A 26,562-nucleotide genomic window follows, 5' to 3' on the forward strand; every position below is an offset into this window, starting at 1 on the left:
GGAGTGCCCACATTAGAACCACGGCATCACGCCCGTAATGATCAGACTGTCCAGCAAGCCCGTCTTGGGGGTTTTCTTCAAGTCGACACTGGTAATTGCGTCTGGCACACTAGGCCCAGCCGATGATCCGTTGGTTGCCGCAGTCCCGGCTCGGGGAGGACCTGACGTGACCCATCTTGCCGCCAATGGCGGCCCCCCTATACGTTTGCAGCAGTGGCCAGCTTGGCCCGCTCCCGCACCCAGTGCCCTCAATGCGCTCAATGAGGTTCTCCATTCCGGTCGCTGGGCAATCAGCGGACCATATCAGGGGAAGCAGAGCTTCGAACGGCGCTTCGCGGAGGCATTCGCCGCGTACCATGAGATCGCACACTGCGTACCGACAGCCAGCGGAACGGCCAGTCTCATGGTCGCGCTCGAGGCATGTGGGGTCGGTGCTGGCGACGAGGTTATCATCCCTGGCCTCACCTGGGTCGCCAACGCCTCCACTGTGGCGGGAGTCAACGCGGTTCCCGTACCGGTCGACGTCGATCCCTTGACTCTATGCCTCGACCCGGCGGCCGTCGAACGGGCGATCACCCCGCGAACCGCAGCCATCGTCGTGGTGCATCTCTACTCGGCCGTGGCGGACCTGGACGCGCTGACCGCGATCGCGAAACGGCACGACGTCGCACTGATCGAGGATTGTGCGCAGGCCCACGGCGCCCGCTTCCGCGGCCGTCGGGTCGGCACGTTCGGTGCCTTCGGCACCTTCAGCATGCAACACAGCAAGGTGCTCACCAGTGGTGAAGGCGGTGCCGTCATCACCGGCGACGGCGTGCTCTCCCGGCGTGCCGAGCATCTACGGGCCGACGGTCGCACGTACACGGCGCACGAGCCCGCTGTGGGTGAGATGGAGCTGGACCAGACCGCCGAGCTGATGGGCAGCAATCGGTGCCTGTCCGAGTTCCAGGCGGCGGTCCTCCTCGGCCAACTCGAGCTGCTCGACGAGCAGAACGAGAGGCGGCGGGCCAACGCCGCGCTCCTCGACGACGGCCTCGGGGCGCTCGGCATCCGGCCACAGGTCTCCTCACCCGGCACCACCGAGCGGACCTACTACGAGTGGGCGGGGCGGATCGAGGACGACGAGATCGGGCAGCTCGGCGTCGGACCGATCGCTTCGGCGGTCGCGGCCGAACTATCCGGTGCCGGCATCTACACCAGCTACCCGCCCATGAACCACAACCGGCTCTACCGTCCCGCCAGCCGGAGCCGGTTCAAGGCCATCGCCGGGCTCGATCTGACCGGCTACTCGCTTCCGGTCGCCGAGGACGCCGGCCGGCGGGTGGTCACGGTCCATCACTCGGCACTGCTCGGCGACGAGTCGGACGCGAAAGACATCGTTCGGGCATTCGAGAAGGTGTTCACGCATCATCGGGAACTACGCGGCTGACCCGGCGGAATGGACGGGGCAGCCCGCCCATCCGCCGTTCAGCCGTGACAAGGAGGTATCGACTTTCGGCCTCCGCCGGTAAGGGCCCCATCCAAGGGTTGCAAGGACCCGTGACGAAGGGTTTGCGTATGAAGGTCGAGATACGTTTGGGTACGGTTCGGTATCCGTTCCGGCTCGGCACCGATTGTCTCGGCACCATCGTTGAAGACCTGGTCGACATGTCGGCCAGCCGACTTCTGATCGTCTGCGACAGCAACACCGGCCCGCTCTTCGGTGCGGAGCTGGTCGAACGGCTCTCCCCCCGAGTCCCGGCCAACCTGCTCATTCACCGCGCCGGGGAACCGTACAAGGACCTCCAGGCAGTCGGCACGCTCGCCGAGTCGGCACTGCGGCTCGGCGCGGATCGCGCCTGCGTGGTGGTCGCCGTAGGTGGCGGCGTGATCGGCAACATCGCAGGGCTGATGGCCGCTCTCCTCTTCCGTGGCATCCGCCTCGTGCACATTCCGACGTCGCTGATTGCGATGTCCGACTCGGTCCTCTCGCTGAAGCAGGCCGTCAACGCGAGTGCGGGGAAGAACCTCATCGGCACCTTCTACCCGCCCGAGTGTGTTCTCGCCGACACCGCGATGCTGCGAAGCCTGCCGTTCCGGGAGACAGTCTCCGGCCTCTGCGAGGTCGTCAAGAATTCGCTGGCAGTCCGTCCCAGCATGGTTGAAATGCTCCGGGCCTCGCTGCGCCGGGACGGAAACTACGACAACGAGACGATGTACCGAATCATCTCCGAGAGCATTCTGGCGAAAGCCTCGGTGACCATTGACGACATGCACGAGTGCCGGGCCGGATTGGTACTCGAGTACGGCCATACGGTCGGCCATGCCATCGAATACACCGCAGCCGGGGAAATTTCCCATGGACAGGCGATCGGGCTCGGCATGCTGGTCGCCGCCGAGGTGTCCCGGCGGCTGGGCCACCTCGACGACGATACGGTCGCGCTGCACCGGGAACTGCTGGCCAGAGCCGGAGCGGCGGTGACCGTTCCTTCGCATGTCGACCTCGACGAGGTGATGCACCGGCTCCGCTTCGACAACAAGCGCGGTTACCTCAGTGACCTGGCCGAGAGTAGTGCAATGGTCCTGCTGCGCGGGCTCGGCGAGCCACTGTGGCACGACGGGCGTCCACTGGTCCCGGTGCCGATGAAACTGATCGGCGAGGTAATCGGCGAACTCGCCCGCCCTGAGCTGCCGGGCTTCGGACTGAGCATGTCGACAGGTGCGGAGAAGGTACCGGACGCGGTGGGGGCTACCGATGGTTGAGCGGGTTGGTGTCGCCATCGTCGGCGGCGGATTCATGGGCGGTGTGCACGCCGACGTACTGGCCGCCGACCCCCGGGCCGAGCTGCGGTGGGTGGTGGACCGGGACGAACGCGTCGCGGCGGACCTGGCCGCCCGTACCAGCGCACGTGTCAGCACGAGCCTCGACGACGCGCTACTCGACGACGCGGTCCGGCTGGTGGTGGTGGCCACGCCGGCGGCCACCCACCAGCCGATCGCGGCGCAGGCGATCTCCGCAGGTCGGCACGTCCTGGTGGAGAAGCCGCTGGTGCTCTCGCCCGGGCACGCGCGGGAGCTGGCCGCCGAAGCCCGCAGCCACGGGGTGACACTTGCCCATGGCGGCAACTTCGGCTACGCCCCGAAGTTCGTCCGGGCGCACGAACTTGCCGCGGACCGGGATGCGTTGGGCACCGTCCACTCGGTCCGGGTCGTCTTCCGCACCTCCGGTCCGGACGCCGACTGGTTCCGGTCGAAGGCGACCGCCGGTGGCGGTGCTCTCACCGACCTCGGGTGGCATGCGGTGGAATTGTGTCGCTGGATGCTCGGCAAACCGGCCATCCGATCGATCACCGCGTGCACCCGGCAGCTCAGCGCGACCGGCGATGTCGAGGACCAGGGCATCGTACTGATCGAGTTCGCCGACGGCGCGATCGGACAGTGCGACGTCTCATGGGTCTGCCCCGGCGGCGAGCAACTCACGGTCGAGGTGATCGGCACCGAAGGTCTGGTCCGCGCCGACTTCTGGCAGGGCATGGGCGTCGAGGCCTACACCAACACCAAGTTCGGCGCGGTATGGGAGCCCAACCAGGGGTGGTTGCGGCCCGAGTGGGAGTGGATCCGCAACAGCGGATACGTGCACCAGGACCGTCAGGTGCTGGACGCGATACTCGCGGGCCGGCCGATGACGCACACCCCTGACGACGCGATCGCAGTCGTCGAAGCGCTCGACGCCGCATACCGCAGCGCGGAGGACGGACGGAAAGTGGAGTTGAATGACTGAAGGTAGCGCCCCACGAGGCGTCCTCTCGATGACACCGTTCTACCTGTACGCCGACCACCAGAAGCTGTGGCAGCCCCGGTTCGACCCGATGGGCGGCATGCACGTGCTGGGCCATGCGATCGTGACGGAGATGGCCCGACGGGGATTCCCACAACGGGTTCTCACCATGGCCCCGCCCGGCGTTCCGAAGGACCTCCAGACCGCGCCGAACATCAGCGTGCACGCCCGGCGACTGCCGGTACTGCCGATCCCGTCCAAGCTCGAGGGCTACTTCGGGCTGGTCGGAGCGTGGGCCAAGGCGAGCCTCCTCTACGTCGTTCGCAACCGGGAGCAGCTCCGGCGCGAGATCGGCGTCGTGCACGCGCACTGTGACGGGTCCGGGTCAGCGCCGGCGTACGCGTACGCCGCCGCGAAGGTACTCGACGTACCGATCGTGTCGCACATCTATTCCTGCCGGTCGTTGACCCAGCACCCGACCACGGTGTTCGAACGGGTGGTCGACCCGTTGGCGAAGTCGGCCGAGAAGTACGTCATCCAGCGCTCCGGAGCGGTTCTCACTCTCAGCGACAAGGTGCGCGAGCAGATCCGCGACGAGTTGCACGTGCCGGACGATCGTGTGCATCGGCTCGCCCACCTGGTGACCGACAAGTTCGTCGGCCACGATACGCCCGAACGCCGAGAGGAACTGCGTCGTAGGTTTGGGCTCACCGATGACAAACCGACAGTTCTCTACGTTGGACGAATATCTTCGGAGAAGGGCGTCGACTGGTTCGTCAGGACCGCGGCAGAGGTCGCCAAGCGACGTGACTGCCGATTCCTCATCGCCGGGGACGGTCCGCAACGCGCGGACATCGAGGCGTTGGCCCGCCAGCTCGGGGTCGCCGACAAGCTGATCATCACCGGTTTCCTGCTCCCCGAGTACATCCCGTCGATCATCTCGCTCTCGACGCTGGCCGTCCTGCCGTCGCTGTACGAGGAGCTCGGCGTGGTGGTACTCGAGTACATGTTGATGAGGCGACCCGTCGTAGCGCACGACGTCAGCGGAGTACACAAGCTGGTCGAGCACATGAAGACGGGTGTGCTGGTGCCACCGTTCGACCCGCCGAAGCTCGCCGACGCCATTGAGATGGTGCTCGACGACCCGGAGTTGGCTCGGCGCCTTGCAGAGAACGCCGAACCGATACCTGCACGGGAGTATTCACTCGCGTCCGCAGGTGCTCGCCTTGAGGCGATTTATCTATCCCTAATGGAGGAGTCCTGAGATGACCATCCCTGACAAGATCGTCACCGGTGTCGCCTTCCCGCCATCGTTGCTGGCGGAGACCCCACCGATCTCCGTGGCGACCCTGACGGCGTACCTTCGCGACAAGGGCATGCCGGCCCGGGGCCTGGACCTCAACGCGGACTTCAACGAGTACCTGCTGAGCCGAGTCGAGATCGAACAGGTTCAGGGCACGGAGAACATCCATGAGTTCACCAAGCCCTTCATCAAGCAGTTCTTCTTGAATCACATCACCGGCAACTACTTCACCGAAACCGACTTCGAGCAGTGGGAACTGCAGCAGCAGTGTCGGGTGGCGCCGGAGAGTCTCTCAATCTGGGACCCGCCGTTCCCGTTCTCGTACTGCGAGTTCCTGTCGATCCTGCGCGACGAACCGGAACGTGTCGCGAAGCTGGTCCGAGACCCGGATGCAAACATCTACCATGCGTTCTACCGGGAGAAGGTCGCCGGCCGGGCCTCCGAACTCGGCCTCATGGGCTTCTCGATCATGGGCTACAACCAGGTCATCCCCGCGCTGACCCTGGGCTACCTGATGAAGCAGGAGAACCCCGATCTCTACATCTGCTGGGGCGGGCCTTGGGTGACCTCCTTTGCCGACATGCTCATCCCCCGACTGGAGTCTTGTCCGGAACTGGGCGACCTGATCGACGCGTTGGTCGTTCGCGAGGGCGAGGAGCCGCTGCTGAAGATGGCCGAGGCGCTGTCGCGGGGTGAACGGCCGGTGGGTATTCCGGGCGGCTGCAAGCCGATGTCCGAGCAGAGCGTGCTCGACACGAAGCCGGTCGGCCGCAAGCTGCTCCTGGAGATGTCGAAGCCTCGGGAGAATGTCCCCAACACCCACTGGCGCACCGAGAACGGCAGCTACGAGCGCAGCGGCGACATCTCCTGGGTCGCCGACATGAACCAGATCCCGACTCCCGACTACAGTGACTTCGACCTGTCGCTCTACACCACGTTTCGCGAGGGTCAGGGCAGCCTGGTGCTGCAGGGTTCACGCTCCTGCTACTACATGAAGTGTTCGTTCTGCAACGCGATCACCAACTTTGCACCTTGGAGCTACCGGGAACGCAGCACCGAGAACATCGAGAAAGACATCGACACGTTTCTTGAGCTGTATCCTGGTGTCGTACACTTCGATTTCGCGGACGCGGTCTTCCCTGCAAAGCGGCTGGTGGAGATCGCCGACTTCTTCATCGCGAAGAAGCGACCGGAGTTGTTCTGGGAGGTCGACGTCCGCTTCGAGGGCAACATCGACAAGGCCGTACTGACGAAGATGCGTGACTCGCAGGGCACGCTCCGCTTCGGCTTGGAGACAGCAAACGAACGGCTGCTCGATCTGGTCCGCAAGGGCAACCGGATGGACGTCGTCCACCGCTTGCTCCAGGACAGCCGGGAGTTGGGCTACAAGCCGTTCCTGATGACCATCGTCGGCCTGCCCACCGAGAATCGGGACGAGGCTGAGGAACTCTACGAGTTCCTCAGTAACTACCACGACACCGTGACCTACCAGATCGCCGACTTCATCGTCGAACGAAACTCCCCCATCCAGCTACGACCAGACGAGTACGGAATCCACATCGACGAAGACGAGCAGCAGAGCTTCCATCACAATCTACATTTCAGCCGTCGCTCCGGGTACAGCGACGAGGAGGCCCAGGAGGTCTACCGCGACATCCTGGTCCGGACAATGCAGCGGTTCAAGGGTGCCCAGGAAGTCGACGTGGAGCAGGAACGTTCCCGGGTCGCGCCGGACGATTCCGTGTATCGGCTGAGCCTGCGCGCCGGATCGTTCGCGCTCGAAAACTACTGGGTGAAGCACAACAACATGCCGTTCGACGGACTTGTTCCCATCGGTTACAAGGTCCAGCAACAGTGGACCGACATGACAGACAAGGGCACGGTCTTCGAGATCGACCCGGACATCGCCCTCGGGGCCCTCGCCGGGGCAGGTAGCCGCGGATGAACCAGAATCTGGCGATCCTCGGTGGCGACCCGGTCCGGACCCGACCATGGCCCGAGTGGCCACACGTCGGTCCGCAGGACGTGGAGCGGCTCCGCGGTGTGATCGAATCCCGCAACCTCGGCGGCATCCCCTTTCCGAACACCCTGCACCAGCAGTTCGCCGAGCAGTTCACCAGCAGGCTGGGTGCCAGGTACGGGGTGCTGATGACCAACGGCACCGTGAGCCTATCGGTGGCGTTGCGGGCGCTCGGGGTGCACGCTGGCGACGAGGTCATCACTACCGGCTTCACCTGGATCGGGACGGTCGCCGGCATCGTGCACGTCAACGCGGTGCCGGTGCTGGCCGACATCTCCGACGACAACTGGTGTATCGACCCGGCCAAGGTCGAGGAGTCCATCACCGACCGGACTCGGGCAGTCATGGTCGTGCACCTGGGGAACCAGGTCGCGGACATGGATGCCCTGCTGGACATCTGCCGCCGACACGACCTGCTACTCATCGAGGACTGCGCACACGCCCATTTCGCGCAGTGGCGCGGACAATGTGTCGGCACCATCGGCGACGCCGGCAGCTACAGCTTCGAGACCAGCAAGATCATGACGTCGGGCGAGGGTGGCTTCCTGGTCACCGGCAGCGAGGAGGCCTTCCACCGCGCCATGTCCCTGGTGCACGTCGGCCGCAAGGAGGCCCCGTACGACCGGTTCCCGGGGCGGGTCTTCGGCTGGAACCATCGGGCCACTGAGATGCAGGCGGCCGTGCTGCTCGGCCAACTCGATCAGTACGACGCCCTCGACGAACAACGCACGGCGATGGCGGAGCTGCTCACCAAGGGGCTTACCGAGATCGGCGGGTTCCTCCCGCTGCCGGACGATCCGCGGGTCACCCGACGGCAGCGGTATGAACTTCTCTTCCGTTTTGACACGGACGCGTGGGAAGGGCTGCACCGGGACAAGGTGCTGGAGGCGATCCTCGCCGAGGGTGTGGAGTTCGAGGGGAACACCTTCTACCCACCGCTGCACCGTGATCCGTTGTTCCACATCACCGCCGACGACTGGCCGGCGATCCGGGAGCGGTACGGCGACAAGATCTCCCCGGACGCGTTCCATTTGCCGGTGGCCGAGCGGGTCGCCTTCGATGAGGCGGTGTGGATTCACCACTCTCTGCTGTCAGTCGAGCCCGAGGACGTACAGGACATGCTGGACGCAGTGGTCAAGGTTAGGGACAATCTGGGCGCATTACGGCAGAGCCTATGATCGGATCATGGCGCTGACTAAGCTCGGGCAGGCTGAGGCCAAGCCTGACGGGACACTCGACACCTTTCCGATCACGGACAGCTCGCAGGAGATCACGATCGACTGCCGGGAGTTCACCTGCCGCTGCCCCATCACGGGGCAGCCGGACTGGGCGACCATCCGGATCGACTACCGTCCGGGTGACCGGGGTGTGGAGACCAAGAGCCTCAAGCTCTACCTGGAGACCTTTCGGGATGAAGGCATCTTCCACGAGCACCTGGCCACGAGGATGCGTGATGATCTCGTCGCCGCCCTCGAGCCCGTCTTTCTCAAGGTGACTGTTGATTTCAACGTCCGTGGCGGCATCGCGCTGGCGGCGTCGAGCACGTACCAGCGCTGACTGTCAGCGCACCGAGTGGGGCGCGGCGAGACGGCGATGGCCCGGCGGTTCCTCAGCGGAACGCCGACCACCGCCGTCTCGCACTGTCCGGGTCAGTCCTGGGCCGGGACGAGGACCGGCTTCACCTTACGGTCCCGGTTCACCACCTGCTCGATAGTCGCTTCGATCAACATGCTCGTCCGCTCATCATCGCGCAGCAGACCCCCGAACGCCTCCTCAGCGAAGTCCAACTTCCGCTCCTGCGTCAACTCCCCACCCGACCCCGACACCAGATCCGGCCGATCCACGACCACCTGACGCACAGCCTTCCGGAACGCCGACAACGCATGATCCACCGCAGCCTCGTCAAACGCCATCGTCACCAACTGCGTACCAGAATCCTCGAAATACACTCCGTACTCATGCGCCGTCCGATAAATCTCCCAACCCAGATCATCACTCGGCAAAACCACATCAAACATCAACTCCGGCCCACCAACCCAATTCGGAATACCCTCCCCAACCAGAACATCCCGCATACCATCCGCCAACCGCCGCCCCATCGCCTCAGCATTCCCATAAACACCCGGCGTGTCCAAAACATCCAACACCGCCAACGCAGCCGCCATCGGCGGAACCTCACGCGTGTACGTGCCCTGAATCCCCGACACATCATACGCGTCGATGATATCCCGCCGACCCATCACCGCAGCCAACGAATGACCATTCGCCAACCCCTTACTCACCACCACCACGTCCGCCGGCACCCCCAACCCGTGCACACCCTTCGGACCCGCCCGGAACCCCGTATACACCTCATCCATCATGAACGGCACACCATAGCGCCCACACAACGCCGACATCCGACGATAGAACTCGACATCAAAATACAACAGCTCAGGCGAGACAAGCACCCCCGCCACCTCATCACCAAAGGCCTCCAACATCCTCCCCAAGGCCTTCTCGTTGTACCCGAAACCCACCACACCAGTCGTCTGCTGATAACCAAAAAGCTCCGACGCCAACTGCCACTCATGCCACCCGTGATACCCACAAGACAAAACCAGCTCCCGACCCGTCGCAGCCCGAGCCAGCCGAACCGCCATCGCAGTCCCCTCGGAACCAGTCTTGTGGAACACCACCTTCTCCGCACAGGCATACCGCTCGCACAACCGCTCCGCCAACTCCACCCGCGGCACCGACAACGTCGAAGCAAACGCCGTACCAAAATCCCGAATCTGCCGCACCATAGCCTCAACCACCGCAGGATGACGGTAGCCGAGGATCACCGCCGCATCGGCACCCGTAAGGTCGACGTATCGCTTACCGGACAAGTCCGTCATCCAGGCGCCCTCAGCGTGCGCAATGACCGATGGATACCGGCCCGATATATCGGACTCTTCCGCCGCAGTCGTCCGGCGGGCCCGCGCTATCAGTTCATCGTAGTTCATCTGCCCATCACGTCATTTCGCATCGTGGTTGGCGGGCGTCCGGCCAGCACCGGTCCGCCCCGATCGGATCAGAGAAATTCGTCCAACAGCTGGAAGTAGGTCAGTTTGTCCTGGTCGACGGTCGTACAGCCGTACCGTCGGAGGAAGTGCTCGGCGTGCGGCTTCCCGTAACCCCAGACGTCGTCCTGGCCGATGTTGTACAGCGCCAGTGCAAGATCCGTCCACCGATCAGCGACCCCGGCCCGATCGACATCGAGGATCCCGGCCAAGGTCAACGTCTCCGGGTCCACCAACACGTTGTCCAGGCAGAGGTCACCGTGGCACACAACGAGGTCGTCCTCGGGTGGCGGCGTCAGCCGGCTCAACTCGTCCCAGAGTTGCTGCGCCGTCCAACCTTCGTGTGACTGATCCATGTCGTCGAGGTCCAGGGCGCCGAGCGACATCGAGACCCGCGCCTGGTGGACCAGTTGGGCCAACCGCCGCTCGAACGGGCACTGCTCGACCGGCAGCCCGTGCAGCGTGCTGGCGACCTCGGCGACCACATCGATCACCCGCCACCGCTCGTCCGGATTCCAGTGGCGGGCTGCCGGACGCCCGGGCAACCTGCGGGTGACGACCCATTCCAGCTCGTCGTTGCGGCCGAGCGCCACCACCTCCGGGACAGGCAGTCCCTGCTCGGACAGCCAACGGAGACGTTCGGCCTCCCGTGCCGGGCTGAACCTGTGGTCGTCGGGATGTCTGGGTGGCGTCGTCTTCACGTAGAAGCAGGGCTCCGCACCGACACTGTAGACGGTTGCACCTGATGAGCGCTCGCCCAGGCAGACCCATTGATCGCTCTTGTTACCCCAACCAGCCACCGAAATCGGTGCTGCTACAACCATCTTGGTGGCCCGCATCAAACTACGACCCGGGTCAGTCCTGGGCCGGGACGAGGACCGGCTTCACCTTACGGTCCCGGTTCACCACCTGCTCGATAGTCGCTTCGATCAACATGCTCGTCCGCTCATCATCGCGCAGCAGACCCCCGAACGCCTCCTCAGCGAAGTCCAACTTCCGCTCCTGCGTCAACTCCCCACCCGACCCCGACACCAGATCCGGCCGATCCACGACCACCTGACGCACAGCCTTCCGGAACGCCGACAACGCATGATCCACCGCAGCCTCGTCAAACGCCATCGTCACCAACTGCGTACCAGAATCCTCGAAATACACTCCGTACTCATGCGCCGTCCGATAAATCTCCCAACCCAGATCATCACTCGGCAAAACCACATCAAACATCAACTCCGGCCCACCAACCCAATTCGGAATACCCTCCCCAACCAGAACATCCCGCATACCATCCGCCAACCGCCGCCCCATCGCCTCAGCATTCCCATAAACACCCGGCGTGTCCAAAACATCCAACACCGCCAACGCAGCCGCCATCGGCGGAACCTCACGCGTGTACGTGCCCTGAATCCCCGACACATCATACGCGTCGATGATATCCCGCCGACCCATCACCGCAGCCAACGAATGACCATTCGCCAACCCCTTACTCACCACCACCACGTCCGCCGGCACCCCCAACCCGTGCACACCCTTCGGACCCGCCCGGAACCCCGTATACACCTCATCCATCATGAACGGCACACCATAGCGCCCACACAACGCCGACATCCGACGATAGAACTCGACATCAAAATACAACAGCTCAGGCGAGACAAGCACCCCCGCCACCTCATCACCAAAGGCCTCCAACATCCTCCCCAAGGCCTTCTCGTTGTACCCGAAACCCACCACACCAGTCGTCTGCTGATAACCAAAAAGCTCCGACGCCAACTGCCACTCATGCCACCCGTGATACCCACAAGACAAAACCAGCTCCCGACCCGTCGCAGCCCGAGCCAGCCGAACCGCCATCGCAGTCCCCTCGGAACCAGTCTTGTGGAACACCACCTTCTCCGCACAGGCATACCGCTCGCACAACCGCTCCGCCAACTCCACCCGCGGCACCGACAACGTCGAAGCAAACGCCGTACCAAAATCCCGAATCTGCCGCACCATAGCCTCAACCACCGCAGGATGACGGTGTCCGAGAATGATTGTTCCGCTGGCGGCGGTAAGGTCGACCATCCGGTTTCCCTCCAGGTCAGTCAACCACGCGCCCTCGCCCGACCGAATCATAGCCGAGAAGCGGGTCTCGATATCGTACTTTTCCGCCGCAGTGACTCGGCGGGCACGCTCCACCAGCTCTTGGTTCGTCAAGTTGGCAGGCTTCATGAATCGTATACCTTCTCTCGCCGATTCGACTCGAGTCCAGGAGATCACTATGATCGATGCGGACTGTACGGTTCGGTTACCAGACGGGGTCTGCCCGACAGTCGGCGATCATCAGCCACCCTAGGAACACCGTTGGCATCAGTATAGGTCACGGCAACCGCACAGGGAATAATTTTTTCGCGTTCGACATCAGTGCTGCGGCGACTCCGCGCACAAGCGAGGTCGACCTCGACAAGCCGAGCTGGGCCGAACGGTCGGTCGCAACTCGAACGGCTCACCAACCCAGCAAAGCTGAGGGCATATTCCAATTGTCTGCGGGTCAGGAAGCAGCGACTTCGGCAGGGACCGGGTCGGCTTCCTTGCGTCCCTGATCGAGCAGTTCAACGAAGCGGCGTTGGATTCTGCCGATCCGCTCATTGTCCGTTGGCCGGATGATGAACGAGCACCCTTCGACGTCGCCGGCGGTCTGCGCCCCCACCTGGCTACTGACCTGCGCCTCGCCGGTGTACAAAGCGATGGCGGCAGCGATCATGTCGCCCGCGAATCGACAGAACTGCTCGGCGCCCGCGCCCTTGTCGGGGTCCGCGACGTGCTGCATCACGCAGACACATCCCAACGGATGACTCAGCGCCAGCAGCCCGTCTGCCCTCTCCTGGACCGCCCGCACCGTGGCCGGCAGTTCCTCCGGGCTCGCCGGATCCAACTGGGCCATGCTGTGCTCGACCAGGCGCTCGCCGGCCTCCGCAACGGTGACCGGTCCCTGTTCACGGCGCTCCGCACCTTCGACGACATACTTCGGCCAGAGCGCCATGGCCAGAGTTCCGACCCACACGGTATACAGTTCATCTGCTGCTAGGACGCCGTTTGCGAAGGCAAAGTTGAACTGGTCGAACAAGGCTGGATCGGTCAGCGGGTCGACGATGCCCCGCGACAGGCAGGTCTGGTAGTCCGGTGACCCGTAGATTGGATAGAACGGGTTGGTCCAGAATTCGACCCCGGCCAGGACCAGGTTCACGGCATCCTGAATGATCGCGTCGAGACTCTGGTCAGGCAGGCCGACAATGATCGCTGCGCTCGCGCTCAATCCGAACTTCTCGAACAATGCGACCCCGGCGGAGACCTTGTCCAGCGAGGTGAAACCCTTGCGCATCTTTCGCAATCGAGCTGCGTCGGTGGTCTCCAACCCAAGAAAGAGGTCGTCGAAGCCCGCTTGGACCATGCTTTCCACCAGGTCCTCGGTGAGTTTCACGACGGTCATGCCGTTCGGCAGACTAAGGCGGATATCCAGGCCGCGCCGGACGATCTCCCGGCAAATGGCGTGGACTCGCCCGATGTCGAAGGTGAAGTTGTCGTCCTCGACCAGGAACCGACGAATCCCGTACACGTTGACGTAGTGCTCGATCTCATCGACGACGCGCTCCGGGTCCCGGGCCCGGAACTGCTTGCCGACCGTTGCGTGCACGGTGCAGAACGAGCAGGAAAACGGGCAGCCGCGGCTGGTGATCAAGGTGACCGCAGCACCGTACCGGTCGAAGTCCAGCTGGTCGGCGGCCGGCGGCGCGAGCGAGTCGAGATCCGCAACGAACGGTGCCCGCGGACGGACATGCGGCGAGCCGGTCGTCGCGCACCCGCAGAGCGCCTCGCCACAGCGAAACGCCACCCCGAGCATCTCGGTCAAGGGCCGGCCGGTGCTCAACGCGTCAAGCAACTCGACGGTTGTCACCTCGGCTTCGCCGAGCATTACCACGTCGATCTCGGGAACCTCCAGGACGTGCGGGAAAGCGACGGTGCCGTGCTGCCCACCAAGTATGACCTTTGCGTCCGGCAGGACCCGCTTTGCCATTCTGGCCAGCTCGTAGGCGCTCTCGTAGTAGGGGGTGAACATGCATGAGATGCCGACAACATCCGCGTTACTGGCTGCCAGGGCAGCTTCGATACGCTCCGGTCGGGCGCCCCAGTGCATGATGTGCTGCCACCGTGGATGGCGGTCCAGCTTCGCCTGTTCGATCGCGGTCAGCTCGCCAGGCGGAACTACGTGGTTGTCCTCGGTATAAGCCAACGAGTCGAAGATCTCCGTGTCGTGGCCCGCCGCGCGCAGCGCGCCCGACACGTAGGCCAGACCGATAGGCACGTGACGTCCGATTTCTACCATGCATCCACGGATCGGCGGCTTAACGAGGAATACTTTCATTTGGTCACCTTCCATAATAGAAGGCGCTGGCCACCAGCGCGTTTGCCAGATCGCTCCGCGCCCCCGCTACATGATAATCGACACTGCGACCGAGGCAAATGCCCAAGTGGATCCGGCTCTGCGCATACCTACATAGTGGACTAGCTGGCGGACAATAGCTGACAGTCACCAGATACCGCCCCTCAGATGCCACTCCGCGGCGAGCGCTCGCGGTTCGCCAATTTGGCCCCTATGATTTGCAGGTGTCGCCCACAACCGGCCGAGGGGCGCAGGACGAGCCGGAGGTCATCCTTCTGATGAGAATAGCCAATGCTGATGGTTGCACGCCGTACGAAGTGGCACGGAACCTCACCCTCGTTCGGGGCGAGGGCGCGTACGTGTACGACGCCGCAGGTCGTGGCCTCATCGACCTCTCCAACTCCTTCGGAAGCGTGCTACTCGGGCATCAGGACCCCGTGGTCACCTCCGCAGTCCTCGATGCGGTACGTACCGGTCTGCCAGCGGCCGCCTCACTGGACCTGCAGAACCGGCTAGCCGCGCAGATCGCCGGAGACCTCCCCGGTGAGCAGCGGGTGGCGTTCTTCAAGACCGGCACGGCGGCGACCCGGGCCGCCGCTTCGGCCGCGCGTCAGGTCACCGGCCGACGGTTGATCGCCAGCTGCGGCTACCACGGCTACGACCTGATGTGGGAGTTCACCCCGCCGGGCCAGCCGAACTCGGAAGGCGTGCTGCACTGCTACCACCTGCCCGAACTGCTCGACAGGGTGCTCGACGAGCACGCCGACGAGCTTGCCGCGGTCATCATCGCACCGGACTACATCCATGTCTCGCCGCAGTACATCGCCGACCTGTTCCACCGATGCCAGCGGGCCGGGGTGGTGACCATCGCTGACGAGGTGAAACACGGTTACCGCATGCTCCGGGGCGCCTCGGTCAACGGAGCCGGGGTCCGAGCCGACATCTACACCTACGCCAAGGGCATCAGCAACGGCTGGCCGTTGTCCTGCGTGGCTGGGGATGAACGTTTCATGGACCCGCTCGCCGAGTTCGTCTCGACTCTCACCTTCGAGGCGCCCAGCTTCGCGGCCGCCGCAGCAACCCTCGACCGGCTGACTGAGCTGGACGTCCAGGCCCGGCTTGGCACCGATGGTGGACGATTCGTATCCGAGGCTACCAAGCTGATCGATGCCCACGACCTGCCGATCGAGATGGCCGGGACCGGCGCCGCCTTCCAGTTCGTCTGCGCTCCAGAGGTAGAGGAGATTTTCCTGCCACACGCCCTGGCCGCAGGACTCATCCTTGAACCGTCCGATCAGCAGTATCCCTCGGCGTGCTTCCGGGACGAGGTGGTCGACGACGCCCTCGACAGACTCGGCCGTGCGCTCACCGCGATGGCGGCTTCCCGGCCCGACCTCGTCGGGCGGGAGGTCACCCAGCTCGACCGGGTGCAGTCGGCCTTCTGCCAGATGGACGGGCTCCCGGGGCGGCCGGACGGTTGGAGCTTGGCGGAGTGTGTGGACTACGTGACCGGCCAGCTTTGAGTGAACCTGGTGGCCACCGGTGGCGCACGAAGGCCGGTCAATCGCCCTTCGCACCGTCGATGCTCTGCCTGATGAGGTCCGCGTGGCCGTTGTGCCGGGCGTACTCCTCGAGGATGTGCACCACCGTGGTCCGCAGGTTACGTACCACGCCCTCGTCCTCGTAGGTGTCGTCCAGGTCGCGCAGCAAGAAGGCTTTGCGGGTCAGCTCCACTTCCTGTAGGTAGAGCTCGAAGTTGGCCTGCGCATCCGCCGTGGCGACGTCGTCGAAGGCAGCGTCCGGACGCTCCTCCGTGGAGTACGGATCGTCGATCGTCTCCCCGGAGAGGAGGCTACGGAGCCACCGCTCGAGCTCGGTCATGTGGCGCAGCAGACCGAGCAGGGTCAGATTGGTCACCGGGACGCTGTTTGTCGTCAACTGCTCGGCGGTCAGGCCCGAGCACTTCAGCAGCAGAGTGTCCCGGTGGTAGTCGAGCCAGCCCGCCAGTACGGTGGCCTCGTCGCCCGATACGGGATCCGGCTTCCGGTCGACGGTAGGGGCGGTCCAGGTCATCTGATGGTCCTTCCGTTGTCGGGTCAGGAGATGCCGGTTAGCCGGCGGCTGATCTGCTCTTACGAGAATGTCGGAAACGGCAAGATCCGGGCGGTACCGTCCTGGCTGGCCGTGACGATGCGTGCGCCGGTCCGGTCGAAGGCAACGTTCCACACCGGCATGGTGTGTCCGGTCGCCAACTGCCCGATCTCTCGCCCGCTCCCGACGTCCCAGACCCGTACGGTGCAGTCCTCGGCTGCGCTGACGAGCAAACGACCATCCGGATGGAACGCCACGCCGTCCACCGCGTCGGTGTGCCCGACCAGCGGGTCGACCGCCGGCCCGTCCACCGCGCAATCCCAGATCCGAACGGTTCGGTCGTCAGATCCGCTGGCCAGAAGCCGTCCGTCAGGGCTGAAGGCGACACTGACCGTGCCCTTCGAGTGGCCGACCAGCGGTTCGCCGACCAGACCGCCGGTGGCGGTGTCGTACAACCTAAGCGCGTCGCCGGTCGATGCGATCAGGTGACCGTCCGGGTGAAAGGCCACCCCGTCGATCTCGTCCCGGCTCGCGGTCAGCGGGCTCCCCACCGGGTCGCCACCAGGGACCCCCCAGAGCCGTACGGTATGGTCGGCGCTGCCGGTGGCCAGGAGGTCTCCGGTGGGATGGAACGCCAGGCCGTAGACGCCGGCGGTGTGGCCGGTCAAGGGTTTGCCGACCTGCCGACCGGTGGTGATGTCCCAGAGCCGAGCGGTGCGGTCCTCGCTCGCGCTGGCCAGCAACCTGCCATCAGGGTGGAAGGCCACCAGCCAGACCGTATCGGTGTGTCCGCCCAGCGGGCGGCCAACCGGCTCCCCGGTACTTGCGTCCCATAGCCTGACGGTGCCGTCCTCACCGCTGGTAGCGACCAGATGGTCCGCCGGGTGAAAAGCCGCGCTGATCACGCCCCGCTCATGCCCGACAAGCATCATGGGTTCCCGGGTCGGGCTTGCTGCTGCCAGCTCCACCTGTCTACTCCGTCTTGACGTCGGGGCACGGGCCCAATCGAGACTCGAACCAGGCGGGACTACTCCTCACGGAGGTCGAAGACGACCCGAATCGTGTTTCCGGTTCGGTTGATTGCCCGGTCGATGGCCGGGGAGTACTCGTCAAGTTGGACAATATCGGTAAGAATCCGCCGAGTATCGATCGCGCCGTCCGCAATGAGGTCCACGGCCTCCCGGTACTTACCGCCCGGTCCCATCACGCCGACCATACTGGCGTACGCCAGCGGCAGCCGTGCGGTTTCCAGCGGGTGTTCGGCACCCACCTGGTAGCCCACCAGGCAGACCCGGCCGCCGGGGCGGACCAGGTCGAGCGCACGGACCACCGACTCCGGATCACCAGATGCCTCGAACACGACGTCCACCTTGTCCGCGTAGCTGGTGAGTTCCGGCAGCTCGCTGGGATGGACCGAGATGACGGCTCCGCTCTCCTCGGCGACCTTGCGGCGCTCGGCAACCAGGTCGGCGACGAGCGTTACCGTTGCCCCGGCGGCGCGAGCCGCCTGGATGAGGAGCTGGCCGATCCCGCCGGCGCCCAGTACGGCCACTCGCTCGGCAGGGCGGAGACCGATCCGGTCCACCGCGTGCAAAGCGACAGCGAGCGGTTCGGCCTGGCTCGCGGCGGCCAAGTCCATCCCCTCCGGCAGTGGATAGAGGTTGGCGAGCGGGGCTGCGACGTAGCCCGCGCAGCCGCCGTCCACGGTAAAGCCGATCTCGACGAGGTTCTCACACATGACCGGTAACCCGTCCCGGCATGGTCCGCAGACCTGGCAGCCGACGATCAGATCACCCGTGACCGCGCGACCGACCCAGGATTCGTGACCCTCCGGAGCGGAATCCACCACACCGGCCCACTCATGGCCGGGCACGATCGGGTACCGGTTACCGTGCCACTTGCCACGGAACAGCCATAGGTCGCTACCGCAGAGACAGCAGTAGTGCACCTTCACGACTGCCCAACCAGGAGGAGCCGTCGGACGAGGAAGGTCTACAATCTGGGCCTTGTGTCCACCGTGGAACTGCAGCGCCCGCATCCGTCCCCCCACACGGTCGTGAGTCGATCTCTGGAACACTTTAGATGCCGGGAGATCAAGGCTCAACAGTTTCCGCACCACAAACTGGAGCTTGACAGATGATCGAGACTCAACTAGGATTTCTCGCCAATTATATGCGGCAGCACCGATTAGGTTGGGTGACTGATCCGCACGCTGACGTCATCGCAGATCCGGAGCGGTTCCGGAGCAGATTCGGTTGATGCCGCACCAATGATCGAATACGTCCAGTTTGAGGTACGACGATCGGCATTGCGGCGGTTCTTGACGCACTGAATTCCGGCATGAATTCGCCAGGACCCGAGGTCCCGGCACGCTGCTTCACAGGGCAGTGGCGGCACGGCGCACCCGTTGCACCGGATCACGGCGAGTTGCACCGAATCAGGGCGAGTCGGCCGGCGGGGCTCCCGCCGGAGTCCTGGCCCTGATCGGGGCTCTGGCGGCACGCTGGGTATGCTTGCCAGCTGGGTAGACCTGTGCCGATAGACGAGGGTGGAAGGTGGCGGAGTAGGTGCCGACGGGGACGCGTAATGCCGTGGTGCTGCTCAGCGGCGGCCTCGACTCCACGACGGCGCTCGCGATCGCGATACACGAGGGCTACCGGGCCCACACGCTCAGTTTCCGGTACGGGCAGCGCCACACCGTCGAACTTGACGCCGCCGCCCGCGTGACGAAGGCACTCGGCGCGGCCCAGCACATCGTCGCGGACATCGACCTGCGGGCCTTCGGTGGGTCGGCACTGACCGACGACGCGCTCGCGGTACCGCACCGTACGAACGCCGACGAGATGGGCGACACCATCCCGGTCACGTACGTACCGGCACGCAACACGATCTTCCTGTCGTTCGCACTGGCCTGGGCTGAGACCCTGGACGCCTCAGACATATTCATCGGGGTGAACGCACTGGACTACAGCGGCTACCCGGACTGCCGCCCGGAGTACATCGCTGCGTACGAGGCGATGGCCAATCTTGCCACCAAGGCCGGCGTCGAGGGGCAACAGCGGCTGCGCATCCACACCCCGCTGATCCGGCTGACCAAGGCCGCGATCATCCAGCGGGGCCTGGAGCTGGGTGTCGACTTCGCCTGGACACACAGCTGCTACGACCCGGTCGACGACCGGGCCTGCGGCAGCTGCGACTCCTGTCTGCTCCGGCAACGCGGTTTCGCCGAACTCGGCATGATCGACCCTGCCCTGTCCGGCAACGGATGATCGGCGTGTACCGGGTCAAGGAGATCTTCTACACGCTCCAAGGCGAGGGTACGCATGCCGGTCGCCCCGCCGTCTTCTGCCGCTTCACCAGTTGCAACCTGTGGACCGGGCGAGAACGCGATCGGCATCGTGCGATCTGTCGCTTTTGTGATACCGACTTCGTCGGCACCGACGGCACCGGGGGCGGGCGATTCCCTTCCGCCGCCGATCTGGCCGCCGCCGTCGCCGAGGCTTGGCAAGGGCGGGCGCACCCCCGCAGCCGGCGGTACGTGGTGTGCACCGGCGGCGAACCACTGCTGCAGCTGGACGAGGCGGCCGTGACCGCCCTGCACGAAGCAGGCTTCGAGGTCGCGGTCGAGACCAACGGCACTTTGCCCGCGCCTGCGGGCATCGACTGGATATGTGTCAGCCCCAAGGCCGGCGCGGAGGTGGTGCTCACCCGGGGTGACGACTTGAAGCTCGTCTTTCCCCAGCCGGAGGCCGACCCGGCCCGCTTCGAGCACCTCGACTTCGGCCATTTTCTGCTGCAGCCGATGGACGGGCCGGACCGGGTCGCCAACACCGCGGCCGCGGTGCGGTACTGCCTGGAGCATCCACAGTGGTGCTTGAGTTTGCAGACTCACAAGTACATTGGGATTGCCTGATGGAGATCTTCCGGGAGTTCACCTTCGAAGCCGCGCACCGGCTGCCGCACGTGCCCGAGGGACACAAGTGCGCCCGCCTGCACGGCCACTCGTACCGGGTCACGGTGCACGTCAGTGGCCAGGTCGGAGCGCAGACCGGTTGGGTGATCGACTTCGGCGACCTCAAGCAGGCCTTCGCACCGGTCCGCGAGCAACTCGACCACCGCTACCTCAACGAGATCGCCGGACTGGAGAACCCGACGAGCGAAGTGCTGGCCCGATGGATCTGGCAGCGACTTGTCGGTCAGTTGCCGTTGTCGGCGGTTACGGTCCGGGAAACCTGCACGTCCGGCTGCGTCTACCGAGGCGAGGACTGAGCGGGCCGGGCTCTACGGGTGGCCGGGCCACCGCAGAGGCCGGCCCGACCACCTCCAGATGTTCACACCCGGGACTCGCTCGACCGGTCCCCTTGATCGACTACCATCCCAGCCTGCTCCTCGGTTGCCGTCACGGAATCTTCCGGCCGACCGGCGCGGCTCGCCATGGCAGCCGTTGCCATCTTTGCCTGCTCGTCCGTCTGCCTGGCCTGCTCGTCCGTCTGCCTGTCGCGCGCTTCGGGCGGCATCGGATGCAGCGGACGCAGGCCGAGAATCTGCAGCCGGCCAGGAAAGACGTTCAGTCGGCCGAAGTCGTCCAGGCGGTTGCTGGTCCTGACGATGGACCGACGGTGCCGTCTCGTCTCCTCGAGAATCCGTTCCCGAGCCAGCGGATCGAGCCGCATGCCGGTCCGCGGATCGGTGCCCGCACGGGCATGCCCCGGCTGGGCGAAGTCCGCCTCGCTAGCTCGCAGCCAGGCAGCGGTGTCCTCGCGGATGCCGTCGGCGAGTCGACGCACGGCAGTACCGTGGCTGGCCCCCGCGTCTCGGTCCTGCCAGTAGCGGAGAACCCGGGATGCGTGACCCATCATGCCGGTTGCGGAGCCCCCACTGAGCAGGAAACTGCCGTTTCCGAACGAGTCTCCGGCGACCACGCAGTTCGGGGCAACCAACGCGTCCCGCCCGATCCGCTCTACATTGCTGACCAGCTTCGGGGTGGCGAGGCTGAGGGTACGAACAAGCTCCTGGCGGGGAATTTCGGTAAGCAGCGGCACCTGGTCCAGGAAGTAGTCCCGGATCAGGTAGCGGTGCGCTCCGAAGTACTCAGCGGAGTCCTGACGGGTGATGGCCGGCACCATGCCCGCCTGGATCGGATCGAACGTCCGGTAGTCCGGTACCTCCAGGATCGTCCAGCCGGTTTCGCTGAAGCCGTCGTGCCCGAGCGTGATCTGCCGCACCCAGTACTCGTTGCCCTGCTTGTCGAAGGCCGAGGCGATGCGCTGACGGGAGTTCGCCCCGACGTTCACCGCGATCAGTCCGACGATGTAGTCGGCTTGAGCCACGACCGGACCACGTCCGTCCTGGTGGTCGATCGTCACGATCTCCTGGGTGAACCCGAGTCGACTGGCGTCGGCGCTCTCCACTCCCTCAGCGATCATGATCAGACCGGGGGTGCCGAGATCGATCGGTTCGGTGCCTCGGGCCCGGATCCGCCGGTAGCTACCCTTCTCGTCGATCTCCCGGATGGCCTCGATCTGAACCCTCAGCCGACCGTCCGGGCTTCGGACGAACCCATGGTCCTGAGCCGGTTCCCGGCGAAGCCAGCGCCGCCATCCGCTCGGCCGGCTCGGCTCTGCCACTCGGTGGTAGGTGAAGAGGCGGCACCTTGGCTCCCGGCCGGCCGCCAGGTCCATCCGCTCTATCTCCTCCAGGTACCGACGTAGCATGATCAGCAGATCCTCCGCGTTGACCTGGAAGGCGGGGGACTCCGCGAAGACCTCGTCCATCTTGCGTCCGACGGTTTCCGAATCCGGGCCCAGGTCCAGGGAAGGCACTGCCGGGTGTGTGACGGTGACGGCCCGATGCGGCTTTCCGTCCACCCACCTGTCGTCCACGAACTCCGCTGTGCCGACGTGTCCCCCGACGCACGAGTCGGCCCATCCGTACAGGATCTCGTCGGCCCGGGCCTCGGCGCCGTCCTCGGCATCGGGCCGGTAGAAGACCTCGTGGAGGATGAACGGGTTCCCGTCGATCCGGCGTGGAATGCCCTCCGGGCCGTAGCGCTCCCGCATCATCCGGTCGATGACCGCGAGATGGTGGTAGAGGTCGGCCCGGACTTTCCACTGCATCAGCGTCAGGTACGGGTCACCCCGCAGCTCGACACCGACCGCCCGCCGGCCGCTTGCGATCGACCAGAGCATCGCCATCATGTTGGTGCCGCCCAGGCCCACCGCGAGGAAGTCCGGATCGGCAGCGCCGGTCGGGTCGACCTGCCGGTTCGGCGGTGTCGATGCCGTCTCGTCCAGCGAGTCGGGCGCAGTCCTGGGTACCTCGCTCTCCACCGCGAAGGCGGCGAGCAGCATGGCTACGGCCATGGTGCCGAAACCGACCAGGAATGCCATCTGGAAACCGTCGGTCAATGCGGCAGCCGTCGTCTCACCTCGGGCGATGGCTGACTGCGTGATGTTGGCCGCTACTGGGGCCAGCACCGCCAGTCCGATCGCGGAGCCGAGCTGCTGGGTGGTGTTGAGCAGGCCGGACCGAACCCCACTGTCCTTGAGCGTGGCGTCGGCCAGGGCGATCCGCAACACGGGGGGTGTCGCAAGGCCGGAACCGGTACCGATCAGCAGCAGTGCCGGGAGTACGTCGATCCAGTAGCTGCCCTCCGTCGGGATTCGGGCCAGCAGCAGCAGACCGATGGCCATCAGGCCCATCGCGGGAAGAAGCAACGTCTTCGCGTCCCGCTTGCGGGCGAGCCGGGGAGCGATCTTCAACGAGCCGACCCCGATCGCGACGGCGGCCGGCACGAACGCGAAGCCCAGTTCCAGCACCGTGAAGCCGAGGACGTTCTGCAGATAGAGGGCGCAGAGGAAGAACATGGCAGTCGGCCCGGCGACCATCAGGGCCAGGACGATGTTCGACCAGGCGACGTTGCGGGCGCGAAGTATCGCGCCGGGCATCAGCGGATTTCGGGCCCGCCGCTGCCAGCGGACGAACACGGCCATCAGCAGCAGCGCCGCACCGGCGAGCAGCGTTGTCCGGAGCTCACTGAAATCGGCCTGCACGATGGCGGAGACCGCCAACATCAACGAGCCAACCAGGGCCAACGCGCCGATCCAGTCGATCCCGTCACCGGCCGTCACGTCGCGGACGTTGTCCAACAGCCGGACTGCCGAAAGAATGGTGACAAGCCCAATCGGAACGTTGACGAAGAAGATCCAGTGCCAGCTCAACGACGCAGTCAGCGCTGCGCCGGCCAATTGGCCGAGCGCGGCTCCGGACGCCGCTACAAAGGCGTAGAAGCCGAGTGCCCGGGCCTGTTCCCTGGGTTTCGGAAACATGGTCACGATCATGCTGAGCACGACCGCGGTGGTGAACGCGCCACCCACCCCCTGCACGAACCGTGCTCCGATCAGCACGGCCTGGTCATTAGCCAGCCCACAAACGACCGACGCGGCGGTGAACAGGCCGAGACCACTGAGGAAGACTCGCTTCGTACCGATCAGGTCGCCGAGCCGGCCGGCGAAGAGCAACAGCCCGCCGAAGGGAATGAGGTACGCGTTTACCACCCAGGCCAGGTCGGCCTGGGAGAATCCCAGGCCGACCTGGATGGACGGGAGGGCGACATACACCGCAGAGCCGTCGACAACGGAAATCAGCACGCCCACGCAGAGCACGACCAGCGCGAGCTGCCGCTCCCGCAGGCTCCGCAGCGGCCGTACTGTTTCACGCACGACGACCGTCTCGCCCGAACCGCCGTAGGAGTCGCCGCGGGGTTGGCTGAGCAGGCTCACGATTCCGAACCGGCCCCGACCGCGACGGTCTCCCGGATGTCGCCACCCGTCGACGCGCCATCTTCGGTTGCGGACATGACCCGCCGCTGTTCAGGATGGGTCGTCATCAGCGGCGGTAGTTCACTGCTGTGCAGGCGGCCGCTACGTACCGAGAGGCGTCGCCAATCTGACGGGTCGAGCGGCACGAGCGAATGCCGGTGCCGGCGGGTCGCGTCGATCGTGTTCGCCCGTTCGCTGGAGGCACGTCCGCTCTGTTTCTCGATTTCCTTGATCCGCTCCTCGCCGAAGTTGATCGGCACGGCTTGACTGAACTCCTGGGCACTGGCCTGGAGCCAACCGAGGGTGTCGGCCTTGATCTGGTCCGCCAGGGCCCGGATCGCCGCTGGCCGGTCCATCCCGGCGTCGCGCGCCTGCCAGTACCGCAGCACCCGGGAGCCGTGCCCCACCATGCCGGTGATCGCGCCGCCGCTGGTCATGAAGTGGCCGTTGCCGAAGGAGTCGCCAGCTACGACGCCGTTGGCGGCGACCAGTGCGTCGGCGCCGATCCTCTCCACCAGGCTGAACAGCTTCGGACCGTAAGGAGCTTGGACCTTGTCGAGCTCCGACACGGGGATCTCGGTGATCAGTGAAACCTGCTCCAGGTAGAACTCGCGCAACAGCTGCTGATACGCGTTGAGGTACTCCTTGGCCCGTTTCGGTGTACCGGCGGGGACCAGCCCGGCCAGGATCGGGTCGAAAGTCTTGAAGTCCGGCACCTGGACCAGAATCCAGCCCACCTCGGGGTCGTCCTCGTGGCCTACCGCGATCTGGCGAACCCAGTACTCGTTCCCCTCGCGGTCGAACTCGGACGCGATCCGCCGCCGCAACCGGCCGCCGACGTGCAACTCGAGGTAGCCCGCGAGGTAGTCGGCCTGGGCGACGACCGGCCCTCGACCGTCGTGGTGATCGACCGCGACATCCTCCTGGCGGAAGCCGAGGCGGTCGGCGTCGCTGCTGTCGAAGCCTTGCGCGATCATGAACAACTCGGGGACGCCCAGGTCGATCAGCGGGGTGCCTGGCTTGCGGATCCGGCGGTACCGGCCGCGGTAGTCAAGCTCCTGGACCTCCTCGATGATCAGCCGTTTGCGCCCGTCCGGCAGACTGACGAACCCGTCTTCCTGCCGCATCCATTTGAGGAAGCCGTCGCCGTCCCCCTCGTCGCCGATCGCGACCCGGTGGGAGAGGAAGAGGCGTACCCGCGGCGGGACGCCTGCGGCGATGTCCATCTCCTCAATCAACTCGAGGTAGCGGCGCAGCATGATCAGCACCTCGGAGGCGCCGGCCTGGAAGGTGGATGGACCGTCGAGGACCTCAAGGACATCCCGCCCGACCTTGCTCGGGTCGTGCTCGGCTGGTGGTTTGGCGGGCTGCAGAACGGTCAGCACCCGTTCCGGTTTGCCCGCCGACCACCGGTCGTCGATGAACTCGGTGTGGTGAATGAGCCCCGATACGTGCGAATCCTCGCCGCCGGCGATGATCTCGTCGGCGTACACGTCACCGGGCTCGGTGACGGCACTGTAGAACGTCTCCCGGAGCTTGAAGAGCCGGCCGTCGCCCTTGCGAGGGATGCGCTCCTCGCCGTACCGATCCAGCATCAGCTGGTCGATCAGGCCGAGATGATGCCAGAAGTCTTCCCGGATGTTCCAGTGGACACCGAGGGAAGGGTCGCCGCGCAACTCGACGCCGACGCACTGGCGGCCGTTGGCCACCGACCACAGCATCGCCATCATGTTGGTTCCGCCGAGCCCGAGTGCGACGAAGTCCGGGTTGTGAATCCCGGTCCAGTCGATCTCGGTTTTCGTCCCACGCGACATCCGGGAACGCTCCGTCGGGTCGAGCGCGGTCGGCGGCCCTCCGCGCGACATACGTTCGACCAGGGAAGCTAATCGGAAATTCTTCATGGCCATTTCCCTCGACTCTCGAAATCAGATGTGACCGGAACAGTCAAGAGGACTTTCGTTGGCCAGGGCGGCGATGGCACATTTTCCCAAATACACCGATCGACTACCCTCGGTCTACGTGCGCCCTCCGGTCCACGCACGGCACTGTGAGGCGGGCGTGAATGATGCGCTCAACGTCATGCACATGCACATCGGTGGCCAGGTAGCTC

The 26,562-nt window shown here is 65.1% G+C and carries 20 protein-coding genes; 11 read left to right on the top strand and 9 right to left on the bottom strand.

Annotated elements, in window-relative coordinates:
* Positions 1 to 166 precede the first annotated feature (166 nt).
* The 7 genes from O7629_RS26375 (at position 167) to queF (ending at position 8,637) form a co-directional block, all read left to right on the top strand.
* Positions 167 to 1,429, top strand: coding sequence for a DegT/DnrJ/EryC1/StrS family aminotransferase (locus tag O7629_RS26375; protein ID WP_278172544.1), 1,263 nt, complete (start codon positions 167 to 169; stop codon positions 1,427 to 1,429).
* A gap of 128 nt (positions 1,430 to 1,557) precedes the next feature.
* Positions 1,558 to 2,742: a 2-deoxy-scyllo-inosose synthase gene (locus O7629_RS26380; RefSeq protein WP_278172546.1), complete on the top strand. Its 1,185-nt coding sequence runs from the start codon at positions 1,558 to 1,560 to the stop codon at positions 2,740 to 2,742.
* The gene (locus tag O7629_RS26385; RefSeq protein ID WP_278172548.1) at positions 2,735 to 3,760 is read left to right on the top strand and encodes a Gfo/Idh/MocA family oxidoreductase; all 1,026 of its coding nucleotides are present in this window, start codon (positions 2,735 to 2,737) and stop codon (positions 3,758 to 3,760) included. Before O7629_RS26380 ends, O7629_RS26385 begins: the two co-directional genes overlap by 8 nt.
* Before the next feature lie 28 nt (positions 3,761 to 3,788).
* The gene (locus O7629_RS26390; RefSeq protein ID WP_278172550.1) at positions 3,789 to 5,021 is read left to right on the top strand and encodes a glycosyltransferase family 4 protein; all 1,233 of its coding nucleotides are present in this window, start codon (positions 3,789 to 3,791) and stop codon (positions 5,019 to 5,021) included.
* 1 nt (position 5,022) lies between these two features.
* Positions 5,023 to 7,005, top strand: coding sequence for a radical SAM protein (locus O7629_RS26395; protein ID WP_278172551.1), 1,983 nt, complete (start codon positions 5,023 to 5,025; stop codon positions 7,003 to 7,005).
* Positions 7,002 to 8,258 carry a DegT/DnrJ/EryC1/StrS family aminotransferase gene (locus tag O7629_RS26400; protein ID WP_278172552.1) on the top strand — a complete coding sequence of 419 codons (1,257 nt, stop codon included), beginning with the start codon at positions 7,002 to 7,004 and terminating at the stop codon, positions 8,256 to 8,258. Before O7629_RS26395 ends, O7629_RS26400 begins: the two co-directional genes overlap by 4 nt.
* Before the next feature lie 7 nt (positions 8,259 to 8,265).
* Positions 8,266 to 8,637: a preQ(1) synthase gene (gene queF / locus O7629_RS26405; RefSeq protein WP_278172554.1), complete on the top strand. Its 372-nt coding sequence runs from the start codon at positions 8,266 to 8,268 to the stop codon at positions 8,635 to 8,637.
* Between the two features lie 92 nt (positions 8,638 to 8,729).
* Here the strand turns inward: queF and O7629_RS26410 are convergent, their stop codons facing one another.
* The 4 genes from O7629_RS26410 to O7629_RS26425 all read right to left on the bottom strand — a co-directional run bounded on the left by O7629_RS26410 (position 8,730) and on the right by O7629_RS26425 (position 14,523).
* Positions 8,730 to 10,067, bottom strand: a complete 1,338-nt coding sequence (locus O7629_RS26410) for an aminotransferase class III-fold pyridoxal phosphate-dependent enzyme (RefSeq protein WP_278172555.1) — start codon at positions 10,065 to 10,067, stop codon at positions 8,730 to 8,732.
* Between the two features lie 68 nt (positions 10,068 to 10,135).
* Positions 10,136 to 10,963: an APH(3') family aminoglycoside O-phosphotransferase gene (locus O7629_RS26415; RefSeq protein WP_347403695.1), complete on the bottom strand. Its 828-nt coding sequence runs from the start codon at positions 10,961 to 10,963 to the stop codon at positions 10,136 to 10,138.
* A gap of 16 nt (positions 10,964 to 10,979) precedes the next feature.
* Positions 10,980 to 12,332, bottom strand: coding sequence for an aminotransferase class III-fold pyridoxal phosphate-dependent enzyme (locus O7629_RS26420; protein WP_278172558.1), 1,353 nt, complete (start codon positions 12,330 to 12,332; stop codon positions 10,980 to 10,982).
* 319 nt (positions 12,333 to 12,651) lie between these two features.
* The gene (locus O7629_RS26425) at positions 12,652 to 14,523 is read right to left on the bottom strand and encodes a radical SAM protein (protein WP_278172560.1); all 1,872 of its coding nucleotides are present in this window, start codon (positions 14,521 to 14,523) and stop codon (positions 12,652 to 12,654) included.
* A gap of 335 nt (positions 14,524 to 14,858) precedes the next feature.
* Between O7629_RS26425 and O7629_RS26430 the strand changes: the two genes are divergently transcribed.
* Complete coding sequence (locus O7629_RS26430; RefSeq protein ID WP_278172561.1) at positions 14,859 to 16,064, top strand: aminotransferase class III-fold pyridoxal phosphate-dependent enzyme; 1,206 nt, start codon at positions 14,859 to 14,861, stop codon at positions 16,062 to 16,064.
* Between the two features lie 37 nt (positions 16,065 to 16,101).
* Here the strand turns inward: O7629_RS26430 and O7629_RS26435 are convergent, their stop codons facing one another.
* The 3 genes from O7629_RS26435 to O7629_RS26445 form a co-directional block, all read right to left on the bottom strand.
* Positions 16,102 to 16,614 carry a DinB family protein gene (locus tag O7629_RS26435; RefSeq protein WP_278172563.1) on the bottom strand — a complete coding sequence of 171 codons (513 nt, stop codon included), beginning with the start codon at positions 16,612 to 16,614 and terminating at the stop codon, positions 16,102 to 16,104.
* Between the two features lie 59 nt (positions 16,615 to 16,673).
* The gene (locus tag O7629_RS26440) at positions 16,674 to 17,564 is read right to left on the bottom strand and encodes a WD40 repeat domain-containing protein (RefSeq protein WP_347403738.1); all 891 of its coding nucleotides are present in this window, start codon (positions 17,562 to 17,564) and stop codon (positions 16,674 to 16,676) included.
* A gap of 95 nt (positions 17,565 to 17,659) precedes the next feature.
* A complete protein-coding gene (locus tag O7629_RS26445) occupies positions 17,660 to 18,670 on the bottom strand; it encodes an alcohol dehydrogenase catalytic domain-containing protein (protein ID WP_278172564.1) in 1,011 nt (336 codons plus the stop codon).
* Between the two features lie 529 nt (positions 18,671 to 19,199).
* On the opposite strand from O7629_RS26445, the gene queC reads away from it, so the two are divergent.
* The 3 genes from queC to queD are packed head-to-tail and all read left to right on the top strand — an operon-like array spanning position 19,200 to position 20,901.
* Positions 19,200 to 19,901, top strand: coding sequence for a 7-cyano-7-deazaguanine synthase QueC (gene queC / locus O7629_RS26450; protein ID WP_278172565.1), 702 nt, complete (start codon positions 19,200 to 19,202; stop codon positions 19,899 to 19,901).
* The gene (queE, locus tag O7629_RS26455; protein WP_278172567.1) at positions 19,898 to 20,545 is read left to right on the top strand and encodes a 7-carboxy-7-deazaguanine synthase; all 648 of its coding nucleotides are present in this window, start codon (positions 19,898 to 19,900) and stop codon (positions 20,543 to 20,545) included. Before queC ends, queE begins: the two co-directional genes overlap by 4 nt.
* The gene (gene queD / locus O7629_RS26460; protein WP_278172569.1) at positions 20,545 to 20,901 is read left to right on the top strand and encodes a 6-carboxytetrahydropterin synthase QueD; all 357 of its coding nucleotides are present in this window, start codon (positions 20,545 to 20,547) and stop codon (positions 20,899 to 20,901) included. Before queE ends, queD begins: the two co-directional genes overlap by 1 nt.
* Positions 20,902 to 20,963: 62 nt before the next feature.
* Here queD and O7629_RS26465 read toward each other — a convergent pair whose 3' ends face one another.
* Together O7629_RS26465 and O7629_RS26470 are read right to left on the bottom strand one after the other, a co-directional pair.
* Complete coding sequence (locus O7629_RS26465; protein ID WP_278172572.1) at positions 20,964 to 24,413, bottom strand: MFS transporter; 3,450 nt, start codon at positions 24,411 to 24,413, stop codon at positions 20,964 to 20,966.
* Positions 24,410 to 26,359: a hypothetical protein gene (locus O7629_RS26470; RefSeq protein WP_278172574.1), complete on the bottom strand. Its 1,950-nt coding sequence runs from the start codon at positions 26,357 to 26,359 to the stop codon at positions 24,410 to 24,412. Before O7629_RS26470 ends, O7629_RS26465 begins: the two co-directional genes overlap by 4 nt.
* Positions 26,360 to 26,562 lie beyond the last annotated feature (203 nt).

Source organism: Solwaraspora sp. WMMD792, assembly GCF_029626105.1.
In the GTDB taxonomy this organism is placed as follows: Bacteria; Actinomycetota; Actinomycetes; order Mycobacteriales; family Micromonosporaceae; genus Micromonospora_E.